14 protein-coding genes are annotated in these 20,133 nt (G+C 66.9%); 13 read left to right on the forward strand and 1 reads right to left on the reverse strand.

Going from position 1 to position 20,133, the window contains the following annotated elements:
* Nucleotides 1-8: 8 nt before the first annotated feature.
* From JI745_RS03355 to JI745_RS03410, 12 genes are all read left to right on the forward strand, one after another.
* Nucleotides 9-281, forward strand: coding sequence for an oxidative damage protection protein (locus JI745_RS03355; RefSeq protein ID WP_201803725.1), 273 nt, complete (start codon nt 9-11; stop codon nt 279-281).
* A gap of 152 nt (nt 282-433) precedes the next feature.
* A complete protein-coding gene (locus JI745_RS03360) occupies nt 434-742 on the forward strand; it encodes an H-NS family nucleoid-associated regulatory protein (protein ID WP_201803727.1) in 309 nt (102 codons plus the stop codon).
* A gap of 39 nt (nt 743-781) precedes the next feature.
* The gene (dnaG, locus tag JI745_RS03365) at nt 782-2,623 is read left to right on the forward strand and encodes a DNA primase (RefSeq protein ID WP_201803729.1); all 1,842 of its coding nucleotides are present in this window, start codon (nt 782-784) and stop codon (nt 2,621-2,623) included.
* Between the two features lie 347 nt (nt 2,624-2,970).
* Nucleotides 2,971-5,178, forward strand: coding sequence for an RNA polymerase sigma factor RpoD (gene rpoD, locus JI745_RS03370; protein ID WP_201803732.1), 2,208 nt, complete (start codon nt 2,971-2,973; stop codon nt 5,176-5,178).
* Nucleotides 5,179-5,256: 78 nt separating this feature from the next.
* Complete coding sequence (locus tag JI745_RS03375) at nt 5,257-6,192, forward strand: adenylate/guanylate cyclase domain-containing protein (RefSeq protein WP_201803734.1); 936 nt, start codon at nt 5,257-5,259, stop codon at nt 6,190-6,192.
* Nucleotides 6,193-6,359: 167 nt separating this feature from the next.
* Entirely contained in the window at nt 6,360-9,878 is a 3,519-nt protein-coding gene (locus JI745_RS03380) for a PAS domain-containing protein (RefSeq protein WP_201803736.1), read from the forward strand.
* Nucleotides 9,879-9,950: 72 nt separating this feature from the next.
* Nucleotides 9,951-10,967, forward strand: coding sequence for a ferrochelatase (gene hemH / locus JI745_RS03385; RefSeq protein WP_201803738.1), 1,017 nt, complete (start codon nt 9,951-9,953; stop codon nt 10,965-10,967).
* Between the two features lie 7 nt (nt 10,968-10,974).
* Entirely contained in the window at nt 10,975-11,394 is a 420-nt protein-coding gene (locus tag JI745_RS03390; protein ID WP_201803741.1) for an RNA-binding S4 domain-containing protein, read from the forward strand.
* An 84-nt stretch (nt 11,395-11,478) separates the two neighbouring features.
* The gene (gene grpE / locus JI745_RS03395) at nt 11,479-12,027 is read left to right on the forward strand and encodes a nucleotide exchange factor GrpE (protein ID WP_201803744.1); all 549 of its coding nucleotides are present in this window, start codon (nt 11,479-11,481) and stop codon (nt 12,025-12,027) included.
* Nucleotides 12,028-12,114: 87 nt separating this feature from the next.
* Nucleotides 12,115-14,070 carry a molecular chaperone DnaK gene (dnaK, locus tag JI745_RS03400; protein WP_201803746.1) on the forward strand — a complete coding sequence of 652 codons (1,956 nt, stop codon included), beginning with the start codon at nt 12,115-12,117 and terminating at the stop codon, nt 14,068-14,070.
* 128 nt (nt 14,071-14,198) lie between these two features.
* Complete coding sequence (dnaJ, locus tag JI745_RS03405; RefSeq protein ID WP_201803749.1) at nt 14,199-15,344, forward strand: molecular chaperone DnaJ; 1,146 nt, start codon at nt 14,199-14,201, stop codon at nt 15,342-15,344.
* Nucleotides 15,345-15,446: 102 nt separating this feature from the next.
* Complete coding sequence (locus JI745_RS03410; protein WP_310738473.1) at nt 15,447-17,132, forward strand: tetratricopeptide repeat protein; 1,686 nt, start codon at nt 15,447-15,449, stop codon at nt 17,130-17,132.
* Between the two features lie 13 nt (nt 17,133-17,145).
* Here JI745_RS03410 and JI745_RS03415 read toward each other — a convergent pair whose 3' ends face one another.
* Nucleotides 17,146-18,285 carry a PA0069 family radical SAM protein gene (locus JI745_RS03415; RefSeq protein ID WP_201803752.1) on the reverse strand — a complete coding sequence of 380 codons (1,140 nt, stop codon included), beginning with the start codon at nt 18,283-18,285 and terminating at the stop codon, nt 17,146-17,148.
* Between the two features lie 109 nt (nt 18,286-18,394).
* On the opposite strand from JI745_RS03415, the gene JI745_RS03420 reads away from it, so the two are divergent.
* Nucleotides 18,395-20,131: a diguanylate cyclase gene (locus tag JI745_RS03420; protein WP_201803755.1), complete on the forward strand. Its 1,737-nt coding sequence runs from the start codon at nt 18,395-18,397 to the stop codon at nt 20,129-20,131.
* Nucleotides 20,132-20,133: the final 2 nt, after the last annotated feature.

Raw genomic sequence — 20,133 nt, forward strand, 5'->3', positions numbered from 1 at the left:
AGTACCCCATGGCCCGCACCATTCAATGCGTGTATCTCAAGAAGGAAGGCGAAGGCCTTGATTTCGCCCCCTACCCCGGCGAGCTGGGCAAGCGCATCTACAACGAGGTGAGCAAGGAAGCTTGGCAGCTCTGGATGAAGCACCAGACCATGCTCGTCAATGAAAACCGACTCAATCTCGCCGACCAGCGTGCACGCCAGTATCTGGCGCGCCAGATGGAACGATTTTTCTTTGGTGAAGGCGCGGAGCAGCCGGCGGGGTATGTGCCGCCTTCTGCCTGACGGTTTCGCCCTCAATTGGCAATACCGGCTCATCCTCATATTGGAGGAGACGAGTCTCATTTGACCCGACGTGCAATTCCACGAATAGCACGCGCGTTTCTCCGGCCATAAAATGGCCCGGCTATATATTTAGTCGCAGAAGGGAGATTCTCATGTCGTCGCTGCAAGATCTGCTGGCAAAGCGCGCGGCCCTCGAACAGGAAATCGAGGCGACCCAAAAGCGCGAACGCCAAGACGCCATCGCCAAAGTCAAGGCGATCATGGCCGAGTACGGCCTGACGGTGGCCGACCTGTCCGCGAAGAGCCCCGGGCAGAAGGCCGGCGTCAGTAAGGGCACCAAGGTGGCGCCGAAGTACCGCAACAGCGCGACCGGCGAAACCTGGAGCGGCCGCGGGCTCCAGCCCAACTGGCTGAAGGCCGCCATCGCCTCGGGCAAGAAGCTCAGCGACTTCGCCCTTTGACCCTTCCGGGCTGAAGACGCGAGGCCCTAGACTGGTGGGGTGATCCCGCCCAGCTTTGTCCAGGAACTGCTTTCTCGCGTCGACATCGTCGAGGTCGTCGGCCGCCACGTCCAGCTCAAGAAGGCCGGCATCAACCACAAGGGCCTGTGCCCCTTCCACGGGGAAAAAACACCCAGCTTCGTCGTCAGCGCCAGCCGGCAGACCTACCACTGCTTCGGTTGCGGCGTGCATGGCAACGCCATCGGCTTCCTGATGGAAAACGCCGGCATGGGCTTCATCGACGCCGTGCGCGACCTGGCCCAGCAAGTGGGCCTCACGGTACCGGAGGACGACCGCTCAACGCAGGAGCGAGAGCGTGCCGCTGAGCTGAAGCAGAAGCAGGCCACCCTGAACGACGTGCTGGCCAAGGCCGCAGAGCATTACCGCAAGCAGCTCAAGGCCAGCCCGCGGGCCATCGAGTACCTCAAGGGCCGAGGCCTCACCGGCGAGATCGCCGCAGCCTTCGGCCTGGGCTATGCGCCGGACGGCTGGCGTGGCCTGGCGAGCGTCTTTCCTCACTACGACGACCCCTTGCTCGAGGAGAGCGGCTTGGTCATCGCCCAGGGCGAGACGGAAGAGCAACGCAAGCGCTACGACCGTTTTCGCGACCGGGTCATGTTCCCGATTCGCTCGGTTCAGGGTGAAGTCATCGGCTTCGGCGGCCGGGTGCTCGACAAAGGCGAGCCGAAGTACCTCAACTCACCTGAAACACCGGTCTTCATCAAAGGGCGCGAGCTGTATGGGCTGCACGAGGCCCGCGCCGCCATCCGACAGCGCGGCTATGTGCTTGTGGTCGAGGGCTACATGGACGTGGTCGCACTCGCCCAGCTGGGATTTCCCAATGCTGTCGCCACCCTTGGCACGGCGTGCACCGCAGAGCACGTGCAAAAGCTCTTCCGCTTCACCGAATCGGTGGTGTTCAGTTTCGATGGGGACGCGGCCGGCCGGCGCGCGGCGGGGCGCGCCCTCGAAGCGTCTTTGCCGCACGCAACCGACACCCGCAGCATCCGCTTCCTCTTCCTCCCTACCGAGCACGACCCGGACTCCTATGTGCGGGAGCATGGCACCGAAGCCTTCGAGGAATACGTTGCCCAGGCCGTACCGCTCTCACGCCAACTGGTCGAGGCGGCCCGGGAAGGTGTTGACCTCGACAGCGCGGAAGGCCGCGCCAGGTTCCTCGCCAACGCCAGGCCGCTCTGGAGCGCCCTGCCCAATGGTGCGCTCAAACTCCAGCTTCTCGGCGAACTGGCCCAGATGGCCGGCCTGGCAGGGCCGGACCTGGCGCGCCTGTGGCAGTCGGCCGGCAACCCGCGGCGTCATCCGACGTCCCGGGACGAGGCCGCTGAACCGTCGGCGCCAGTGGCCAAGTCATCCCGGGCCGGCTCACGCCCCCCCCGGTTCGCTGGCCGGGCCGCCCCGGCCCGCAAGGAAGACACTGCCCTGCGGATGCTGCTCCTGCACAGCGAGTGGTGGGAGCAACTCGACGCCGACGACCACGAGCTGCTCGCCGATCTGCCAGCGCCCCACGGGCCCTTGTGCGCCTGGCTGGAGCGCCATCTCCACGACCACGGCAATACCCCCTGGGCTGTGCTGGAGCAAGCCCTTCAAGAGACCGAATGGGCCGAGACCGTCGCCCGCTGGATGCCCGAGAGCGTGCTGGCCGACGAAGTCCACTTCAAGGACCTGCGCAGGGTGGTCGACAGCCTTCGCATCGATGCCCTGAAAGACGCTCAACGGGCGCTCATCGAGCGCGCCGGCAGCGATCCTGCCGCCCTCGCCCGCTGGCGGGAACTCGACAACCGCATCCGGCAACTCAGCGCCTCGCAAGCCTCTTTGACGTAGGCCCCCTCTTCGCCGATAATGGAAGGTTTGTTACGCGGCAAGAGTGACAGCAGCACCTCCGGTCCCCGGCCACCCTTTGATCCAGGGTCCCCATACAAGGCCAACCTCCCCCGCAAGGGCTGCGCTTCATTCGATGGTCACGCCAGCTTGTCCGCACACGGCTGCTTCTTCCCGGTCGAGGGTGTCACCCTTTTGCCGTTTTGAAGTGGCTGCGCCATGCCAGGTCTCTTCGTTGCCCTTGAACGAACGGCCCGAGCCTGTATCTACGACAGGTTCGGTTCGTCGTTTGGTGCGCCTTTGAGGCCCCGGCACCAAGCCGTGACGCCCATCACCATCCGAGGATTTGCATGACCGCGAAGAAGAGCGCTCCCGCCAAGGCAGCCCCCGCTGCGCCCACGAAGGCCAACAAGGCCGAAGTCGAGGACAAGAAGAAGACCAAGGCCGCAGCTGCGCCCGCGAAGCCGGCCGCCAAGGCCGCCGCACCTGCTGAAAAGGGCAAGCCGGGCCGCAAGCCCAAGGCCGGCGCCGCCAAGAAGGAAGAAGTGCCCGAAGAGGACTTCTCCGACATCGAAGCCGACCTGGCCGGTGAGCCCGAAGCCGAAGCCGATGCTGGCGAGGAAAAGGCCGCCAAGGCCAAGCCGCTTCGCATGAAGGTGTCGCGCGCCAAGGAGCGCGCGCTGATGCGTGAATTCGGCCTCGACGAGACCGCGCTCACCGAAGAGGAAGTCACCAAGCGCCGCCAGGAGCTGAAGACCCTCATCAAGATGGGCAAGACGCGTGGTTTCCTGACGCACCAGGAAATCAACGACCACCTGCCCGAGAAGCTGGTCGACGCGGAAATCCTCGAAGCCATCGTGTCGATGCTCAACGACATGGGCATCGCCGTCTATGAGCAGGCGCCCGACGCCGCCACGCTGCTGATTGCCGGCAGCGGCACCGCCACCGCGACCGAAGAAGAAGCCGAAGAAGCCGCCGAAGCCGCGCTCTCGACCGTCGACTCCGAGTTCGGCCGCACCACCGACCCGGTCCGCATGTACATGCGCGAAATGGGCACGGTCGAGCTGCTCACGCGCGAAGGCGAAATCGAGATCGCCAAGCGCATCGAAGGCGGCCTGCAGGCCATGATGCTGGCCATCAGCGCCTCGCCGACCACCATCGCCGAGATCCTGGCCTATGCCGACAAGATCGCCGCCGGCGAGATGCAGATCTCCGAAGTGGTCGACGGTTTCGTCTCGGAAGACGAGGCCGACGACTACGTGGCTGAAGAAGACGTCGACTTCTTCGACGAGGAAGACGATGACGACGGGAACGGCGGCAGCAAGGCACTGACCAAGAAGCTCGAAGAGCTGAAGGCGGCCGCACTCATCAAGTTCGAAAGCCTGCGCACCAACTTCGAGAAGATGCGCAAGTCCTTCGAGAAGGAAGGCTACCAGTCGCCCTCGTACAACAAGGCCCAGCAGGCCATCAGCGACGAGCTGATGACGATCCGCTTCACGGTCAAGAACATCGAGAAGCTGTGCGGCATCCTGCGCTCGCAGGTCGACGACGTGCGTCGCTACGAGCGTGAGCTGCGCAAGATCCTGGTCGACAAGTGCGGCATGCCGCAGGACTACTTCGTCAAGAACTTTCCGCCCAACCTGCTCAACCTGAAGTGGCCCGAGAAGGAAGCCGCGGCCGGCAAGCCCTACAGCGCCATCCTCACGCGCAACCTGCCCGCCATCCAGGAACTGCAGCAGAAGCTGATCGACCAGCAGGCACGCGCCGTGGTGCCGCTGGAAGACCTGAAGGAGATCAACCGCCGCATGAACGAGGGCGAGAAGTCCTCGCGGGATGCGAAGAAGGAAATGATCGAGGCCAACCTGCGCCTCGTGATCTCGATCGCCAAGAAGTACACCAACCGCGGCCTCCAGTTTCTCGACCTGATCCAGGAAGGCAACATCGGCCTGATGAAGGCGGTGGACAAGTTCGAATACCGCCGCGGCTACAAGTTCTCGACGTATGCCACGTGGTGGATCCGCCAGGCCATCACCCGCTCGATCGCCGACCAGGCGCGCACCATCCGCATCCCGGTGCACATGATCGAGACGATCAACAAGATGAACCGCCTGAGCCGCCAGCACCTGCAGGAGTTCGGCTTCGAGCCCGACGCCCCGACACTGGCCGAGAAGATGGAGATCCCCGAGGACAAGATCCGCAAGATCATGAAGATCGCGAAGGAGCCGATCTCGATGGAGACCCCCATCGGCGACGACGACGATTCGCATCTGGGCGACTTCATCGAGGACACCAACAACACCGCGCCGATCGAAGCCGCCATGCAGGCCGGCCTGCGCGACGTGGTGAAGGACATCCTCGACTCCCTCACCCCGCGCGAGGCCAAGGTGCTGCGCATGCGCTTCGGCATCGAGATGTCGACCGACCACACGCTCGAAGAAGTCGGCAAGCAGTTCGACGTGACCCGCGAGCGCATCCGCCAGATCGAGGCCAAGGCGATCCGCAAGCTGAAGCACCCGAGCCGGTCGGACAAGCTGAGGACCTACCTCGACAACCTCTGATCGATCTACCGAAAAGACAGGACGCCCCGGCCCATTTCGCCGGGGCGTTTTGCTTGTGGAGTGCCATAAACTTCACGAATGGCACAGATTCTTCAGCGCACCGTCCTCTTTGCCGACTTGCGCGGCAGCACGGCGCTGTACGAGACGCTCGGCAACGCCGAGGCCACGACCGTGGTCACCCGCAGCGTCGCGCTGATCTCGCAGATCGTCTCCACCTCGGGCGGCGTGGTCGTCAAGACCCTGGGCGATGGCCTGATGGCCGTGTTCGCCGATTCGGCCGCCGCGGTGATTGCCGCTGACGAGATGCACGACTCGCTCGACCGCATCGTCCCACCTGCCGGCCAGCGCAACGTGCCGGTGCTCAAGCTGCAGGTGGGCCTGGCCCACGGCGAAGTGGTCGAGATGTCCGGCGACTGTTTCGGCGACGCCGTCAACGTGGCCGCGCGCCTGCTCGACCATGCCGGTGACAACGAAACCCTGGCCACCGCCAGCGTGGTGGCGGGCCTGGGCTCCGACGTCCGCGAGCGCTGCCGCAGCCTCGACAAGGTGCAGCTGCGCGGCCGCGTGGAGCCGGTGCACGTCTACCTGATCGAAGGCCGTCGCTTCGGCGACACCGCCGCCACTGCATACGGTGAACTGCTCCCTCAGCAGGAGCCCGAGGGCATCCGTCTCGTGTGGCTCGACCTCAACCGCGTCTACGCCGGCCCGAGCCTGCCGGTGGTGCTGGGCCGCAGCCCGCAGGTCACCTACTGCATCGACGACTCGCGCGTGTCGCGCTCGCATGCCCGCATCGACTGGCACGGCGGCGCCTTCCAGCTGACCGACCTCAGCTACAACGGCACCTACGTGCGCTTCTCCAACGGCTCCGAGATCGTGTCGCTGCGCCGCGGCACCTGCACGCTGCACGGGTCCGGTCTCATCGGCCTGGGCGCCACGCTCACCGACCCCACGGCGCCCTGCGTGCGCTTCGAGATCCTCAAGTTCGCCGACACCCAGCCGCAGGACGCGCTCTAAAACACTCGGGCGCCGGCACCGGATTCCGTGCACCACTGCGCGGAAGTGCGGGCGATCCTGGCCCCTTGAGTTTGGCCTTCTCCGCTAAAGTCATCGGCATGTTGTGGGCCGGTTTCTGCCTCGTTGACGTCGCTTCGGCGACGCGTTGAACGGCGCCCGCCCCGGTCATGGCCACCACCACTGTCGAGGCCAGCCGCGAGGGCACGCTGCGGGCAGTCGGCAAGCTCGGTGGAGCGCCCGAGGAAGAGTTCGACATCCTGGTGCGGCTGCTGGCCCGCCAGATACCCGGAGCCGCCGTGTGGCTCGCGGTGCTCGACGACCAGCAGCGCCCTCACCTCAAGGCCCACAGCGGGCTCGCCGAGCCCAGGCTTCCCCTGGTGGCGACCGAGCTCGCCGTCACCCTGCCGCTCGACACCAGCCCCTTGCAGCAAGGCACCGACGCCTCCGGCTCGACCTGGGCTGCATGCCGCGTGCTCGCCCAGCAGCACCCGGTCGGCTTGCTCGGCATGGCACACCCGAGTTGCGGCCACTTCGACGACAACACGCTCGCCGCGCTGCGGGAAACGGCCACGCTCGCGGGTGCCCTGCTCGATGCGCGCCTGAAGGAATGCCTCTGGCGCCACCATGCCGAGCGCGTGCGCGAGGCCAGCCTGTCGAGCTCCGATTGGCTCTGGGAAAGCGACGACCAAGGCCGCGTGCGCTGGGTCTCGGCCGGCGTGCAGGCCCACACAGGCCTGCCGCCCAACCTCGTCATCGGGCGCACGCTGCAGCAGATCAACGAGCCGGTGGCGGACGACCTCACCAACTCCTGGGAACGCTATCAGGAGGCCCGTTCGCAGTTCGCGCCTTTCCGCGACGTGCTGGCCCATCGGCCCTCCCCCACCGGCCGCATCACGGTCAGCATCAGCGGCACGCCAGTGTTCGATGAAGCGGGTGTCTTCCGCGGCTACCGCGGCACCACCAGCAACGTCACCGAGCGCATCGAGGCCCAGCGTGCAGCGCGCGCCGCTGAGCGCCTGCTGAACGAGGCGATGGACAGCCTCACCGCCGGCGTGATGATCTCCGACCCGCAAGGCCGTGTCGTGATCGCCAACGCCGTGTGGCGCCGCAGCCTCGCCGAGTACATGCACGACAACCCCACGTGGCCGGAGCTGGTGCAGCGCATGGCCGACGCGGGCGAATACCCCGCGGCGCAAGACCGCGCCGACTTCGTGCGCTGGCGCCTGTCACTCGCCTCGCCGCGCGGCGAGCAGCACGAGATGCGCTGGAAGGGGCGCTGGGTGATCTTGAGCGACCGGCTGCTCAACGACGGCAGCGTGGTCCACCTGTCGATCGACATCAGCGATCGCAAGGAAGCCGAGCTCGCACTGGCGCGACAGCAGGCGCAGCTGCGCGAGTCGCAGGACCAGTTGAGCGCGGTGCTCGGCGCGGTGCCCGACCTGTGGTTCGTGCTCGATGCCGACGGCCGCTACCTCGACTGCAGCTCCGACAAGCACCCGTTGCTGGTGCAGCCATGGGACAAGGTGCGCGGCAAGACCTTCGATGCCGGCGTGCCGCGCCCGATCGCCGAGCTTGCGCTGGCGGCCATCGGGCGGGCGCTGGCCACCGGCGAGGTGCAGCGCATCCAGTACGACCTGACCACGGCCGACGGCGTCGAGCGTGCCTTCGAGGCCCGCATCTCGCCCATGCCCCAGCAGCGGGTGCTCTACGTCACCCGCGACCTCACCGAGCTGCGCAATCTCGAGCGCGACGTGCTGATCATGCAGCGCGCCTTCGAGGCCGAGGCTTCGCTGTCGATGTGCGTGTCCGACGCGACGCAGCCCGACATGCCGCTCATCTACATCAACCCTGCCTTCGAGCGACTCACCGGCTACGGCCGCGCCGAAGCGCTCGGGCAGAACTGCCGCTTCCTCCAGGGCCACCTGCGCGACGAACCCGGCTGCAGCACCCTGCGCGAAGCGATTGCGCATGGCCGCTCTGCCTCGGTGACGATCCGCAACGTGCGCAAGGACGGCAGCATCTTCTCCAACGCCGTGCATGTGGCCCCGGTGCGCAATGCGAACGGCGAGCTCACCCACTACATCGGCGTGCAGCGCGACGTGACCGAGCAGACCCGCGCCGCCGACAAGCTGCGCCTGTCCGAGGAGCTGTACCGCTCCGTGGCACTCGCCATCAGCGACGGCCTGCTGGTGGTCACGCCGGCGCTCGGCATCCTCGCGGTGAACCCCGCGGGCTGCGACATCGTCGGCGCCGAACAGACGGCGCTCATGAACGCAGAGAGCGGCGACTGGCCATTCGAGCTGCTGGGCCCCGACGCCGCCCCCCTGCCGAGCGACCAGCACCCCGTGCTGCGCGTCATTGCCACCGACCAGCCATTGGTCAATCAGATCCATGCCCTGCGCCGCACCGACGGCGAGCAACGCTGGGTGGCGCTGAATGCGCACCCGCTGCAATTGCGTCCCGAGGCGCAGACCTTCGCGGTGGTGCTGACCTTCCGCGACATCACCCAGCAGCGCCACTCCGAGCAGGCGCTGCGCGACAAGCAGGCCGCCGAGCTCGCCAGCCACGCCAAGAGCGAGTTCCTGTCGCGCATGAGCCATGAGATGCGCACGCCGCTCAATGCGGTAATCGGCTTCGCCCAGCTGCTCAACCTCAGCCCGGGCAACCTCGATGCAGCCACGGTGCGCGACTATGCCGGTCATGTGCTCGAGGCCGGCGAGCACCTGCTGGCGCTCATCGACGACGTGCTCGACCTGCAGAAGATCGAGCAAGGCGCGGTCACGCTGCACTTGCACCCGGTCGACCTGCACCTCGCCGTCACACGCACCACCGAGCTGCTGATGCCGCTCGCGAAGGCGGCCAACGTGCGCTTCGAACTGGACGTGCCCGCCGGCACCTGGGTGCAGGCCGACATGCAGCGGCTGCGCCAGGTGCTGCTCAACGTGGGCTCCAACGCCATCAAGTACAACCACCCCGGCGGCATCGTGCGCTGGCGACTCGACGCCCTGCCCGACCACTTGGCGCTGTGCATCGAGGACACCGGCTCCGGCATGACCGAGGAGCAGATGAGCCGGCTCTTCCAGCCCTTCGAGCGCCTGGGCCGCGAGACCTCCACCATCGAAGGCACCGGCCTCGGTCTCATCATCGCGCGCAGCCTCACCCAGGCCATCGGCGGCCGCCTGTCCATCGTGAGCCGGGCGGGCATCGGCACCAGCGTGCGCCTGCAACTGCAGCCGACCGAGGCGCCCGAAGTGCCCCCGGTGGAGCCCGCCCCGATGCTGCTGCCGACCGAGACGCGCGCCCTGCGCATGCTCTACGTCGAAGACAACCGCATCAACGCCATCCTGTTCGAGGAGGCGATGCGCCTGCACGGCGAGCGCGTCGAGCTGCGCGTGGCCGAAGACGGCGACGAGGCGCTCGCCATTGCTCGGGAGTGGCAACCCGAAGTGCTGGTGCTCGACGCCCACCTGCCCGGCGCCACCGGCTTCGAGGTGCTGCGCCTGCTGCGCGCCCTGCCGGGCCTCGACACCGCACCCGCGTACATGTGCTCGGCCGACGCGATGCCCGACGACGTGCAGCGCGCCTACGAGGCCGGCTTCATCGGCTACTGGACGAAGCCGATCAACGTTGCGACCGTGCTGGCCGACGTGGAGCAGTGCCTGCAGCGCAGCCGCGGCGCGGCCTGATCGGCGGTGGCCGGGGCGCCGCGATAATCCCGGCCTGCCCGCCACGCCCGGCGGCGCCATCCCACCGCCTCGATGCCCGCACCCGACACCGCCATCCTGCTGTGCAACCTCGGCACCCCCGACGCCCCCACCACACCGGCGGTGCGCGAATACCTGGCGGAGTTCCTGCACGACCCCCGTGTCGTCGAGATCCCGCGCGTCATCTGGTGTCCGATCCTGCACGGGATCATCCTGCGCACCCGCCCGGCCCAGTCGGCCAGGCGCTACGCCAGCATCTGGCGTCCGGAAGGTTCGCCGCTGACGATCTGGACCGACAAGCAGGCCAAGCTGCTGGCTGGCTACCTGGGTGAACGCGGCCACAAGGTGACGGTGCGTTTCGCCATGCGCTACCGCAAGCCCTCGATCGCCTCGGTGCTGGATGAGCTCAAGGCCGGGGGGGCACGCCGTGTGCTGGTGCTGCCCATGTACCCCCAGTACTGTGCCGCCACCACTGCCAGCGTCGCCGATGCGGTCTATGCTTGGGGCAAGCGCGAACGCGTCTTGCCCGAAATCCGCTTCGTCAACCGCTTCCACGACGACCCGCGCTACATCGATGCGCTGGCCAAGCGCCTGTCCGACCACTGGATGACCCATGGCCGCGGCGAGCGCCTGGTGATGAGCTTCCACGGCATGCCCAAGCGCACGCAGAAACTCGGCGACCCCTACTTCGACGAGTGCATGGAGACCGCCCGCCTCGTGGCCGCCCGTGCCGACGTCAAGCCCGACAAGCTCGTCGTCACCTTCCAGAGCCGCCTCGGCCGCGCCGAGTGGCTCAAGCCCTACACCGAGCCGACGCTCGTGCAGCTGGCCAAACAGGGCGTGAAGAAGGTGGACGTGATGTGCCCGGGCTTCGTGGCCGACAACCTGGAAACGCTGGAAGAAATCGCCCAGGAAGCGCGCGACGCCTTCTTGAAGGCTGGCGGTACCGACTTCAACTACGTGCCATGTCTGAACGACCAGCACGAATGGATGGCGGCCCTGACCGCGCTCGCCTTGCGCCACCTGCAGGGGTGGGACACGCAGAAGCTCGCCCCGGTCACCATTCCCTGAACACGGCATGAGCGACAAGGCGGCTCCAGGCGTGCGGCTCGACAAGTGGCTCTGGGCTGCGCGGTTCTACAAGACCCGCAGTCTCGCCACCCAGGAGATCGACAAGGGCCGGGTGCAGGTCAATGGTCAGGTCGCCAAGCCGGCCCGGGAACTCAGGCCCGGCGACCTGCTGGAGATCCGCCAGGCGGCCCAGACCGCCCGCACGATCAAGGTGGTGGGCGTGAGCCATGTGCGTGGCCCGGCGCCCGTCGCCCAGGCGCTCTACGAAGAAACACCGGAGAGCATCGCCCGCCGGGAAGAGGCCGCCCGCCAACGGCGCGAGACGCCGGAGCCGGCCCTGGCCATCGAACAGGGTCGCCCCACCAAGCGCGACCGGCGCAAATTGGCCGACTGGGACCGCTGGAGCGCCTCCATCGACCCCGACTGACAACGGCCTGAAAAATTCGCATTTCCCGCTCTTGAAATCCCGCGGGCATGACCCACATGCCCCGCTTCGACAGGTATCCGACCCATGCAGAACACGGAAGACAACACCCAGGACACGGCCGCCACCGCCGCAGCCGACACCCAGAACCCGGCCGCCGCCGCAGAGCCCTCTTCGGCTGCCGCCGTCGCTGACCAGCCCTCCCTCGAAAACCGCTTGGCCGAGATGTCAGACGCCTACCTGCGCGCCAAGGCCGAGGCCGAGAACATTCGCCGGCGTTCCGAGGAAGAGATCAGCAAGGCCCGCAAGTTCGCCGTCGAAGGCTTCGCCGAGAGCCTGCTGCCGGTGAAAGACAGCCTCGAGGCCGCCATCGCCATCCAGGCCGCCACGCCCGAGCAGTTGCTCGAAGGTGTGCACGCGACGCTGCGCCAGCTCGCGGCTGCGCTCGAGCGCAACAAGGTGGTCGAGATCAACCCGCCGGCCTCCACCAAGTTTGACCCCCACCAGCACCAGGCCATCAGCGTGGTGCCCGCCGAGCAGGACGCCAACACGGTGGTCACCGTGCTGCAGAAGGGCTACCTGATCGCCGACCGCGTGCTGCGCCCCGCGCTCGTGACGGTGGCCGCGCCGAAGTAAAGAACCCACAAGCGTGCACCCTTGAAAAGCACGCAGTTATCCACAACTCGAGAACAACCGAATTTCAGTCTTCAGGAGTAAACCAACATGGCAAAGATCATCGGCATCGACCTCGGCACCACCAACTCGTGCGTGGCCATCATGGAGGGCAACACCACCAAGGTGATCGAGAACAGCGAAGGTGCGCGCACCACGCCCTCGATCATTGCCTACCAGGAGGACGGTGAGATCCTCGTCGGCGCCTCGGCCAAGCGCCAGGCCGTCACCAACCCGCGCAACACGCTGTACGCGGTGAAGCGCCTCATTGGCCGCAAGTTCACCGAGAAGGAAGTGCAGAAGGACATCGACCTGATGCCCTACAAGATCTCGGCCGCCGACAACGGCGACGCCTGGGTTGAGGTGCGCGGCAACAAGCTCGCCCCGCCGCAGATCAGCGCCGAAGTGCTGCGCAAGATGAAGAAGACCGCCGAGGACTACCTCGGCGAGACCGTGACCGAAGCCGTGATCACGGTGCCGGCCTACTTCAACGACAGCCAGCGCCAGGCCACCAAGGACGCCGGCCGCATCGCCGGCCTGGATGTCAAGCGCATCATCAACGAGCCGACCGCTGCCGCGCTCGCCTTCGGGCTCGACAAGGCCGCCAAGGGCGACCGCAAGATCGCGGTGTACGACCTCGGTGGCGGCACCTTCGACATCTCGATCATCGAGATCGCCGACGTCGACGGCGAGAAGCAGTTCGAAGTGCTGTCCACCAACGGCGACACCTTCCTCGGCGGTGAAGACTTCGACCAGCGCATCATCGACTACATCATTGCCGAGTTCAAAAAGGAGCAAGGCGTCGACCTGTCGAAGGACGTGCTCGCGCTGCAGCGCCTGAAGGAAGCGGCCGAGAAGGCCAAGATCGAGCTCTCGAACAGCTCGCAGACCGACATCAACCTGCCGTACGTGACGGCCGATGCCTCGGGCCCGAAGCACCTGAACCTCAAGCTCACGCGCGCCAAGCTCGAAGCCCTGGTCGAAGACCTGATCGAGCGCACCATCGCCCCGTGCCGCACCGCCATCAAGGATGCCGGCGTCAACGCGAGCGAGATCGACGACGTGATCCTGGTCGGCGGCATGACCCGCATGCCCAAGGTGCAGGAGAAGGTCAAGGAGTTCTTCGGCAAGGAGCCGCGCAAGGACGTCAACCCTGACGAAGCGGTGGCCGTGGGCGCCGCCATCCAGGGCCAGGTGCTGGCCGGCGACCGCACCGACGTGCTGCTGCTCGACGTCACCCCGCTGTCCCTCGGCATCGAGACGATGGGCGGCGTGATGACCAAGATGATCAAGAAGAACACCACCATCCCGACCAAGTTCTCGCAGGTCTTCTCGACCGCGGAAGACGGCCAGCCGGCGGTGACGATCAAGGTGTACCAGGGCGAGCGCGAGATGGCTGCGGGCAACAAGAGCCTGGGCGAGTTCAACCTCGAAGGCATCGCGCCCGCACCGCGCGGCACGCCGCAGATCGAGGTGAGCTTCGACATCGACGCCAACGGCATCCTGCACGTGGGCGCCAAGGACAAGGGCACCGGCAAGGAAAACAAGATCACCATCAAGGCGAACTCGGGCCTGTCGGAAGACGAGATCCAGGCCATGGTGAAAGACGCCGAGCTCAACGCTGCCGAAGACAAGAAGAAGCTCGAGCTCGTGCAGGCCCGCAACCAGGCCGACGCACTCGTGCACAGCGTGAAGAAGTCTCTCAGCGAATATGGTGACAAGCTCGATGCCGGCGAGAAGGAAAAGATCGAGGCGGCCCTGAAGGAAGCCGAAGAGGCGATCAAGGGCGACGACAAGGACCTGATCGACGGCAAGAGCGAAGCGCTGATGACCGCCAGCCAGAAGCTGGGCGAGAAGGTCTACGCCGACGCCCAGGCGGCACAGGCCGCGGCAGGCGCCGCCGCCCAGCCGGAAGCCCCGACGGGCGGCACCAGCGGCAGCAGCTCGAAGCCCGCCGACGAAAACGTCGTCGACGCCGACTTCAAGGAAGTGAAGGACAAGAAGTAACCTGGCCCACGGCGGCACCGCCGCTGCCAGACATTCCCCCGTGGGCTGTCAAAACCAGCACGCGGGGGATTTCGCGTTCAAGGGCGCGACGGTAGAAACGACAGCGACCCAGATCAGCAGCACACCACATGGCAAAGCGCGACTACTACGAAGTTCTCGGCGTGGCGAAAAACGCCTCCGATGACGACATCAAGAAGGCCTACCGCAAGCTGGCCATGAAGTTCCACCCTGACCGCAACCAGGGGGACGGCGCGAAGAAGGCCGAAGAGCAGTTCAAGGAGGTCAAGGAGGCCTACGAGATGCTCTCCGAGCCGCAGAAGCGCGCGGCCTACGACCAGTACGGCCACGCCGGTGTCGACCCGAGCGCCGGCGGCTTCCGCCCGGGCGGCCCGGGCGCGGAGGGCTTCGGTGGTTTCGCCGAGGCCTTCGGCGACATCTTCGGCGACATCTTCGGCGGCCAGGCCGGCGGCCAGCGCCGGGCCCAGCAGGTCTACCGGGGCAGCGATCTCAGCTACACGATGGAGATCACGCTCGAGGAGGCCGCCCACGGCAAGGAGACGCAGATCCGCATCCCCAGCTGGGAAGAATGCGGCACCTGCCACGGCAGCGGTGCCAAGCCCGGCACGCAGGCCAAGACCTGCCCGAGCTGCAACGGCGCCGGCACCGTCACCATGCGCCAGGGCTTCTTCAGCATCCAGCAGAGCTGCCCGCACTGCCACGGCACGGGCCGCGTGATCCCCGACCCGTGCATCACCTGCCACGGCCAGGGCAAGATCAAGAAGAACAAGACGCTGGAGGTGAAGATCCCCGCCGGCATCAACGAAGGCATGCGCATCCGCTCGGCCGGCAATGGCGAGCCCGGGACCAACGGCGGGCCCTCCGGTGACCTGTACATCGAGATCCGCATCAAGCAGCACGAGATCTTCGAGCGCGATGGCGATGACCTGCACTGCACTGTGCCGGTGAGCATCACCACCGCCGCGCTCGGCAGCACGATCGAAGTGCCCACGCTGGGCGGCAAGGCCGAGATCGACCTGCCCGAGGGCACGCAGCACGGCAAGACCTTCCGCCTGCGCGGCAAGGGCATCAAGGGCGTGCGCTCCAGCTACCCAGGCGACCTCTACGCCCACGTGAGCGTCGAGACGCCCGTCAAGCTCACCGAGCATCAGCGCAAGCTGCTGCGCGAGCTCGACGAGTCGCTGGCCAAGTCGCCCGACAAGCACTCACCCAACGCCAAGAGCTGGACCAACCGGGTCAAGGACCTCTTCAAGTAAGTCCTCCGGCTCAAGTCGGCTTTCGGCGGGGCCGATAACTCCAGGGAGATGGCGCAAAGGCGGCAGTAGTTCACGCGCCGCCGCGCGCCCCCTGGAGACCCCGTGCAACTGCTGGACCGTGAAATCGCCGACTGCAAGGCTCTGGTTGTCGATGGCAACCCGACCTCGCGCAGCATCCTCTCAGCGCAGCTGAGAGAGTTCGGCGTGGGCACGGTCGTGCAATGCGGCCGCATCAAGGACGCCCGCAAGCAGCTCGAAGCCCGCCCGTTCGATGTGGTGCTGTGCGAGCACCGCTTCGACCAGGAAGACCCCGGCTACACCGCGCAGCACCTGCTCGACGACCTGCGCCGCGCGCAGCTGCTGCCCTTCTCGACCGTCTTCATCATCGTCACCGGCGAGGCCTCGTACACGATGGTGGCCGACGCGGCCGAGTCCGCCCTCGACAGCTACCTGCTCAAGCCGCACACCGCCACGTCGCTCGGCGAACGCCTGACGCAGGCGCGCAAGCGCAAGAAGACGCTGGCCGACATCTTCACCGCCATCGAGCAAGGCGACTACCAGCAGGCCACACGCCTGTGCCTGCAGCGTTTTGCCAGCCGTTCGATCTACTGGCTCTATGCGGCGCGCATCGGCTCCGAGCTGCTGCTGCGCCAGGGCATGCACGACGAGGCCAAGAAGCTCTGCGAGGCCGTGCTCGAAACCGGCGCCCTGCCCTGGGCGCGCCTGGGCATTGCGCGTGCGCAGATCGACGCCAACCAGCCGACGCAGGCCATGCGCACGCTGGAGACGCTGATCGGCGACCACCCGAGCCATGTCGACGCCTACGACGTGATGGGCCGCGTGCAGGTCGAGCAAGGCAACCTCGGCGAAGCGCTGGACACCTTCCGCAAGGCCAGCTCGCTCACGCCGAGCTCGATTGCCCGGCTGCAGAAACACGGCATGCTCGCCTTCTTCATGGGCGACCGCGACGAGGCCGCCAAGATGCTCGACCGGGCGGCCACGCTCGGCATCAGTTCGAAGATGTTCGACTTCCAGTCGCTCGTGCTGCTGGCCTTCAGCCGTTTCCAGCAGCGTGACAGCAAAGGCCTGCAGCGCTGCGTCGACAACGTGCAGCATGCGCTGGAGCGTGCTCCCAACAGCAAGCGCCTGCAGCGTTTCGCGAGCATCGTGTCGGTGCTCAACCTGATGCTGCTGAAGCAGGTGGCGGCCGTGGTGGCCGAGGTCAAGGTCCTGTTCAGCAAGCTCGACGAGCCCGGTCTCGACGTGGAAGCCGGCTGCAACCTGCTGGCACTGCTCGCACAACTGACCGCCGGCGAGCTTCAGCTCGATGGTTGCGAAGGTTGGGTCGACACGCTGGGGCTGCGCTTCGCCAGCTCCAAGGGCCTCACCGAGCTGCTGGCCGGCGCCGCCGCCACGCACCCGCCTTTTGCCGAGCGCGTGCGCCAGGCACATGCGCGCATCAGCGAGATGGCCGAGCAGGCCGTGACGCACACGGTGCAGGGCAACCATCGCTCCGCCGTGCAGGCGCTGCTCGCGCATGCCGAGCGCACCTACAACGCCAAGCTGATCGACATGGCGCGCATGACGCTGCAGCGCCACGGCCCACGCATCGACGACGCCGCGGGCTTGCAGCAACGCGCCGACGCGCTGCGCGACCTCTACGCCGTCGGCGTGAGTGCTGCGATGCTGGGCCAATCGGGCGGGCGCCAGCCCGGTGCCCTGAACCTGCGTGACGTGCGCCCGGCCGAGCCCGGCGCCGAAGAGCCTCCGGAAGAAGCCGCGGCCTGAAAGCGCCAGGACGTCAGAACAATTCGCCTTGCCCGTCGTCGGCCGGCCGCGAGCGCTTCGCCGGTTCTGCCGCGATCACCGGTTTGCGAAACAGCGACAGGTCGAGCTCGATGCGCGTCTTGTTCAGCCCGAGCCGCGCGCAAGCCTTGTCGAAGCGCTGGCGCAAGAGCTGCGCCCACACCCCCGTGCCTTTCATGCGCGTGCCGAAGCTCGCGTCGTAGTCCTTGCCGCCACGCATCTCGCGGATGCGGGCCATCACGCGCGCCGCGCGGTCGGGGTAGTGCTGGTCGAGCCATTGCTGGAAAAGCGGGTTCACCTCCCAGGGCAGCCGCAGCACGATGCTGAACGCAGACTGCGCCCCCGCCTCGGCGGCGGCTTCGAGGATGCGCTCGAGCTCCGGCTCGTTGATGAAGGGGATCACCGGCGACACGCTCACGCCCACCGGCACGCCGGCCTTGGCCAGCGTCTCGACCACGCGCAAGCGCCGGTGCGGCGCCGCCGCGCGGGGCTCGAGGATGCGGGCGAGCTTCGGGTCGAGCGAGGTGATGGAGACGTAGATCGCCACCAGCCGCTGTTCGGCCATGGGAACGATCAGGTCCAGGTCACGCTCGATGCCCGACGACTTGGTGACCATGGAAAACGGATGCCGGCACTCGTGCAGCAGCTCGATGATCGAGCGTGTGATGCCGAGCTTGCGCTCGATGGGCTGGTAGGCATCGGTGGCCGCGCCGATGTTGATCATCGACGGCTCGTACGCGCGGCTGGCAAAGGCTTCACGCAGACGCTCCGCGGCGTTGACCTTCGCGATGATCTTGGTCTCGAAATCGAGCCCCGGCGAGAGGTTGAGGTAGCTGTGCGTGGGCCGTGCGAAGCAGTAGATGCAGCCGTGCTCGCAGCCGCGGTACGGGTTGACCGAGAGGTCGAAGCCGATGTCGGGCGAGTCGTTGCTGGAGAGCACCGACTTCACCCGCTCCTCGATGATCTGCGTCTCGCGCGGCAGGTGCTCCTCTTCGGCCATCTGGTCGATCGAACCCCAGCCGTCGTCGAAACTTTCGCCCGCCTGGCGGGCGTAGCGGTGCACGATGGCCCAGTTGGTGCCCCGCCCTTTCACGGGCACCTGGGCTTGAGGCGTGTCAGGCTTGGGAAGCGTCATACTGTATTTTTATACAGCATCAAGACCCCGTTGGAAAGAAAGCTTCCCGCTTTTCTCGCGATCAGCACACGGTTCGTCCGTCTACGCTCGCGGGACGAGCTCCGTCCACATGCTGACCCAATACCAAAAACGCCTGACCGCGGGCGCCCTGATCGCCGCCGTCGTGATGTGCATCACCGCGGCGGTGCCGCCGCTCAGCCTTGGCTGGGTCAACGAAACCCGGCATGCACGGGAGGTGGTTGACCGCCAGGTGCAGTCGCTGCGCCGCGTGGAATCGCTGGTGGTCGACGCCGAGACCGGCCAGCGTGGCTACATCGTCACCGGCCGCGAAGATTTTCTCGAAACCTACAACGTGGCCATGGCCGAGCTGCCGCCGGAGCTGTCGCGCCTGGAAAGCCGCTACGCCGGTGAATCGACCGAGGCGCGCGAGCTCGTGACCCGCATCGTCGCCAGCACGCGCCTGAAGGTGGCCGATCTCCAGCGCAACGTCGAGCTGCGTCGGAGAGACGGCTTCGAGGCCGCCCAGCAGGCCGTGAGCAGCGGTACCGGCAAGCGCTACATGGACGACCTGCGCCGCCTGGTCGACGGGCTGGTCGCGCGCCGGGTCGAGGAGCTTGCCGACATCGACGCCGAGCTGACGCGCAAGGTCACCTGGTCGATCGCCTTTTCACTGGGCAGCACGCTGCTCACCTTTGCGCTGCTTTTCTATCTGGGCCGCGTGATCCTGCACTCGATGCGCGCGCGCGAGCGCGCAGCCGACGCGCTGCGTGCCACCAGCGCGCAGCTGGAAGAAGGCGTGGCCGCGCTGCAGCGGCGCAACGACGAGGTGCTGTCGCTCGGGGAGATGTCGCGCGTGCTGCAGACCGAGATGAGCCTGGTCGAAGCGCTCGAAGTCACGAGCCTCTACTGCCACCGCCTCCTGCCCGCCACGTCGGGCGCGGTCTACCTCTTCCGCAACTCGGCCGACGTGCTGGAGCATGCCGGCGCCTGGGGCGAAGGTGCCACCCGCCACGAGGCCATGATGGAGCCGAGCGCCTGCTGGGGCTTGCGCCGCGGGCAGACGCACGTCTGCACCAGCCCCTCGGACCTGCGTTGCCGTCACTACGCCGACAGCGCCATCACCGGCTTCCACCTCTGCCTGCCGCTGATGGCCTATGGCGAAGTGATGGGCCAGCTGCACGTGTGGTCGGACGACCCTGCCGCCAAGCCCGCGGCGGCCGCCACCGCGCTGATGGCACAGACCATCGCCGAGCAGGTGGCCCTGTCGCTGTCGAACGCCAAGTTGCGCCAGGTGCTGCGCGACCAGTCCATCAAGGACCCGCTCACCGGCATGTACAACCGCCGCTACATGGAAGAAACGCTCGCCCGCGAGCTGCTGCGCGCGCAGCGCACGCAGTCGTCGCTGTCGGTGGTGGTGGTCGACCTCGACCACTTCAAGAAGGTCAACGACACCCATGGCCACGCAGCCGGTGACGCCGTGCTCAAGGGCACCGGCCAGTGCCTGCAAGGGGCGGTGCGCGCCAGCGACATCGCCTGCCGCCTCGGTGGCGAGGAGTTCATCCTCATCCTGCCCGAGTGCCCGCGCGACGATGCGGTGCAAAAGGCGGAAGATCTGTGCGCCCGGGTGCGTGGCCTGAGCTTCCGCGAAGCGGCCAGCGCCGTGCGTGTGACCGCTTCGTTCGGCGTGGCAGCCTTCCCCTCCGATGGCAGCACGGCAGCAGCCGTGGTCGAGGCCGCCGATGCGGCGCTTTACCAGGCCAAGCGATCAGGCCGCAACCGCGTGGTCGCCGCCGGCCAGCAGGTGGCCGACATGGCGGCTCGCACCTTTGCCGAGACGACGCGCTGATC

Origin of the sequence: Piscinibacter sp. HJYY11, from assembly GCF_016735515.1 — a bacterium.
Lineage (GTDB): Bacteria > Pseudomonadota > Gammaproteobacteria > Burkholderiales > Burkholderiaceae_C > Rhizobacter.

Bases quoted from the DNA above. Each gene is read 5' to 3' on its own strand.
- JI745_RS03355 (WP_201803725.1), top strand. From the start codon at position 9: ATGGCCCGCACCATTCAATGCGTGTATCTCAAGAAGGAAGGCGAAGGC.
- JI745_RS03360 (WP_201803727.1), top strand. From the start codon at position 434: ATGTCGTCGCTGCAAGATCTGCTGGCAAAGCGCGCGGCCCTCGAACAG.
- rpoD (WP_201803732.1), top strand. From the start codon at position 2,971: ATGACCGCGAAGAAGAGCGCTCCCGCCAAGGCAGCCCCCGCTGCGCCC.
- JI745_RS03375 (WP_201803734.1), top strand. From the start codon at position 5,257: ATGGCACAGATTCTTCAGCGCACCGTCCTCTTTGCCGACTTGCGCGGC.
- JI745_RS03380 (WP_201803736.1), top strand. From the start codon at position 6,360: ATGGCCACCACCACTGTCGAGGCCAGCCGCGAGGGCACGCTGCGGGCA.
- hemH (WP_201803738.1), top strand. From the start codon at position 9,951: ATGCCCGCACCCGACACCGCCATCCTGCTGTGCAACCTCGGCACCCCC.
- JI745_RS03390 (WP_201803741.1), top strand. From the start codon at position 10,975: ATGAGCGACAAGGCGGCTCCAGGCGTGCGGCTCGACAAGTGGCTCTGG.
- grpE (WP_201803744.1), top strand. From the start codon at position 11,479: ATGCAGAACACGGAAGACAACACCCAGGACACGGCCGCCACCGCCGCA.
- dnaK (WP_201803746.1), top strand. From the start codon at position 12,115: ATGGCAAAGATCATCGGCATCGACCTCGGCACCACCAACTCGTGCGTG.
- dnaJ (WP_201803749.1), top strand. From the start codon at position 14,199: ATGGCAAAGCGCGACTACTACGAAGTTCTCGGCGTGGCGAAAAACGCC.
- JI745_RS03415 (WP_201803752.1), bottom strand. From the start codon at position 18,285: ATGACGCTTCCCAAGCCTGACACGCCTCAAGCCCAGGTGCCCGTGAAA.
- JI745_RS03420 (WP_201803755.1), top strand. From the start codon at position 18,395: ATGCTGACCCAATACCAAAAACGCCTGACCGCGGGCGCCCTGATCGCC.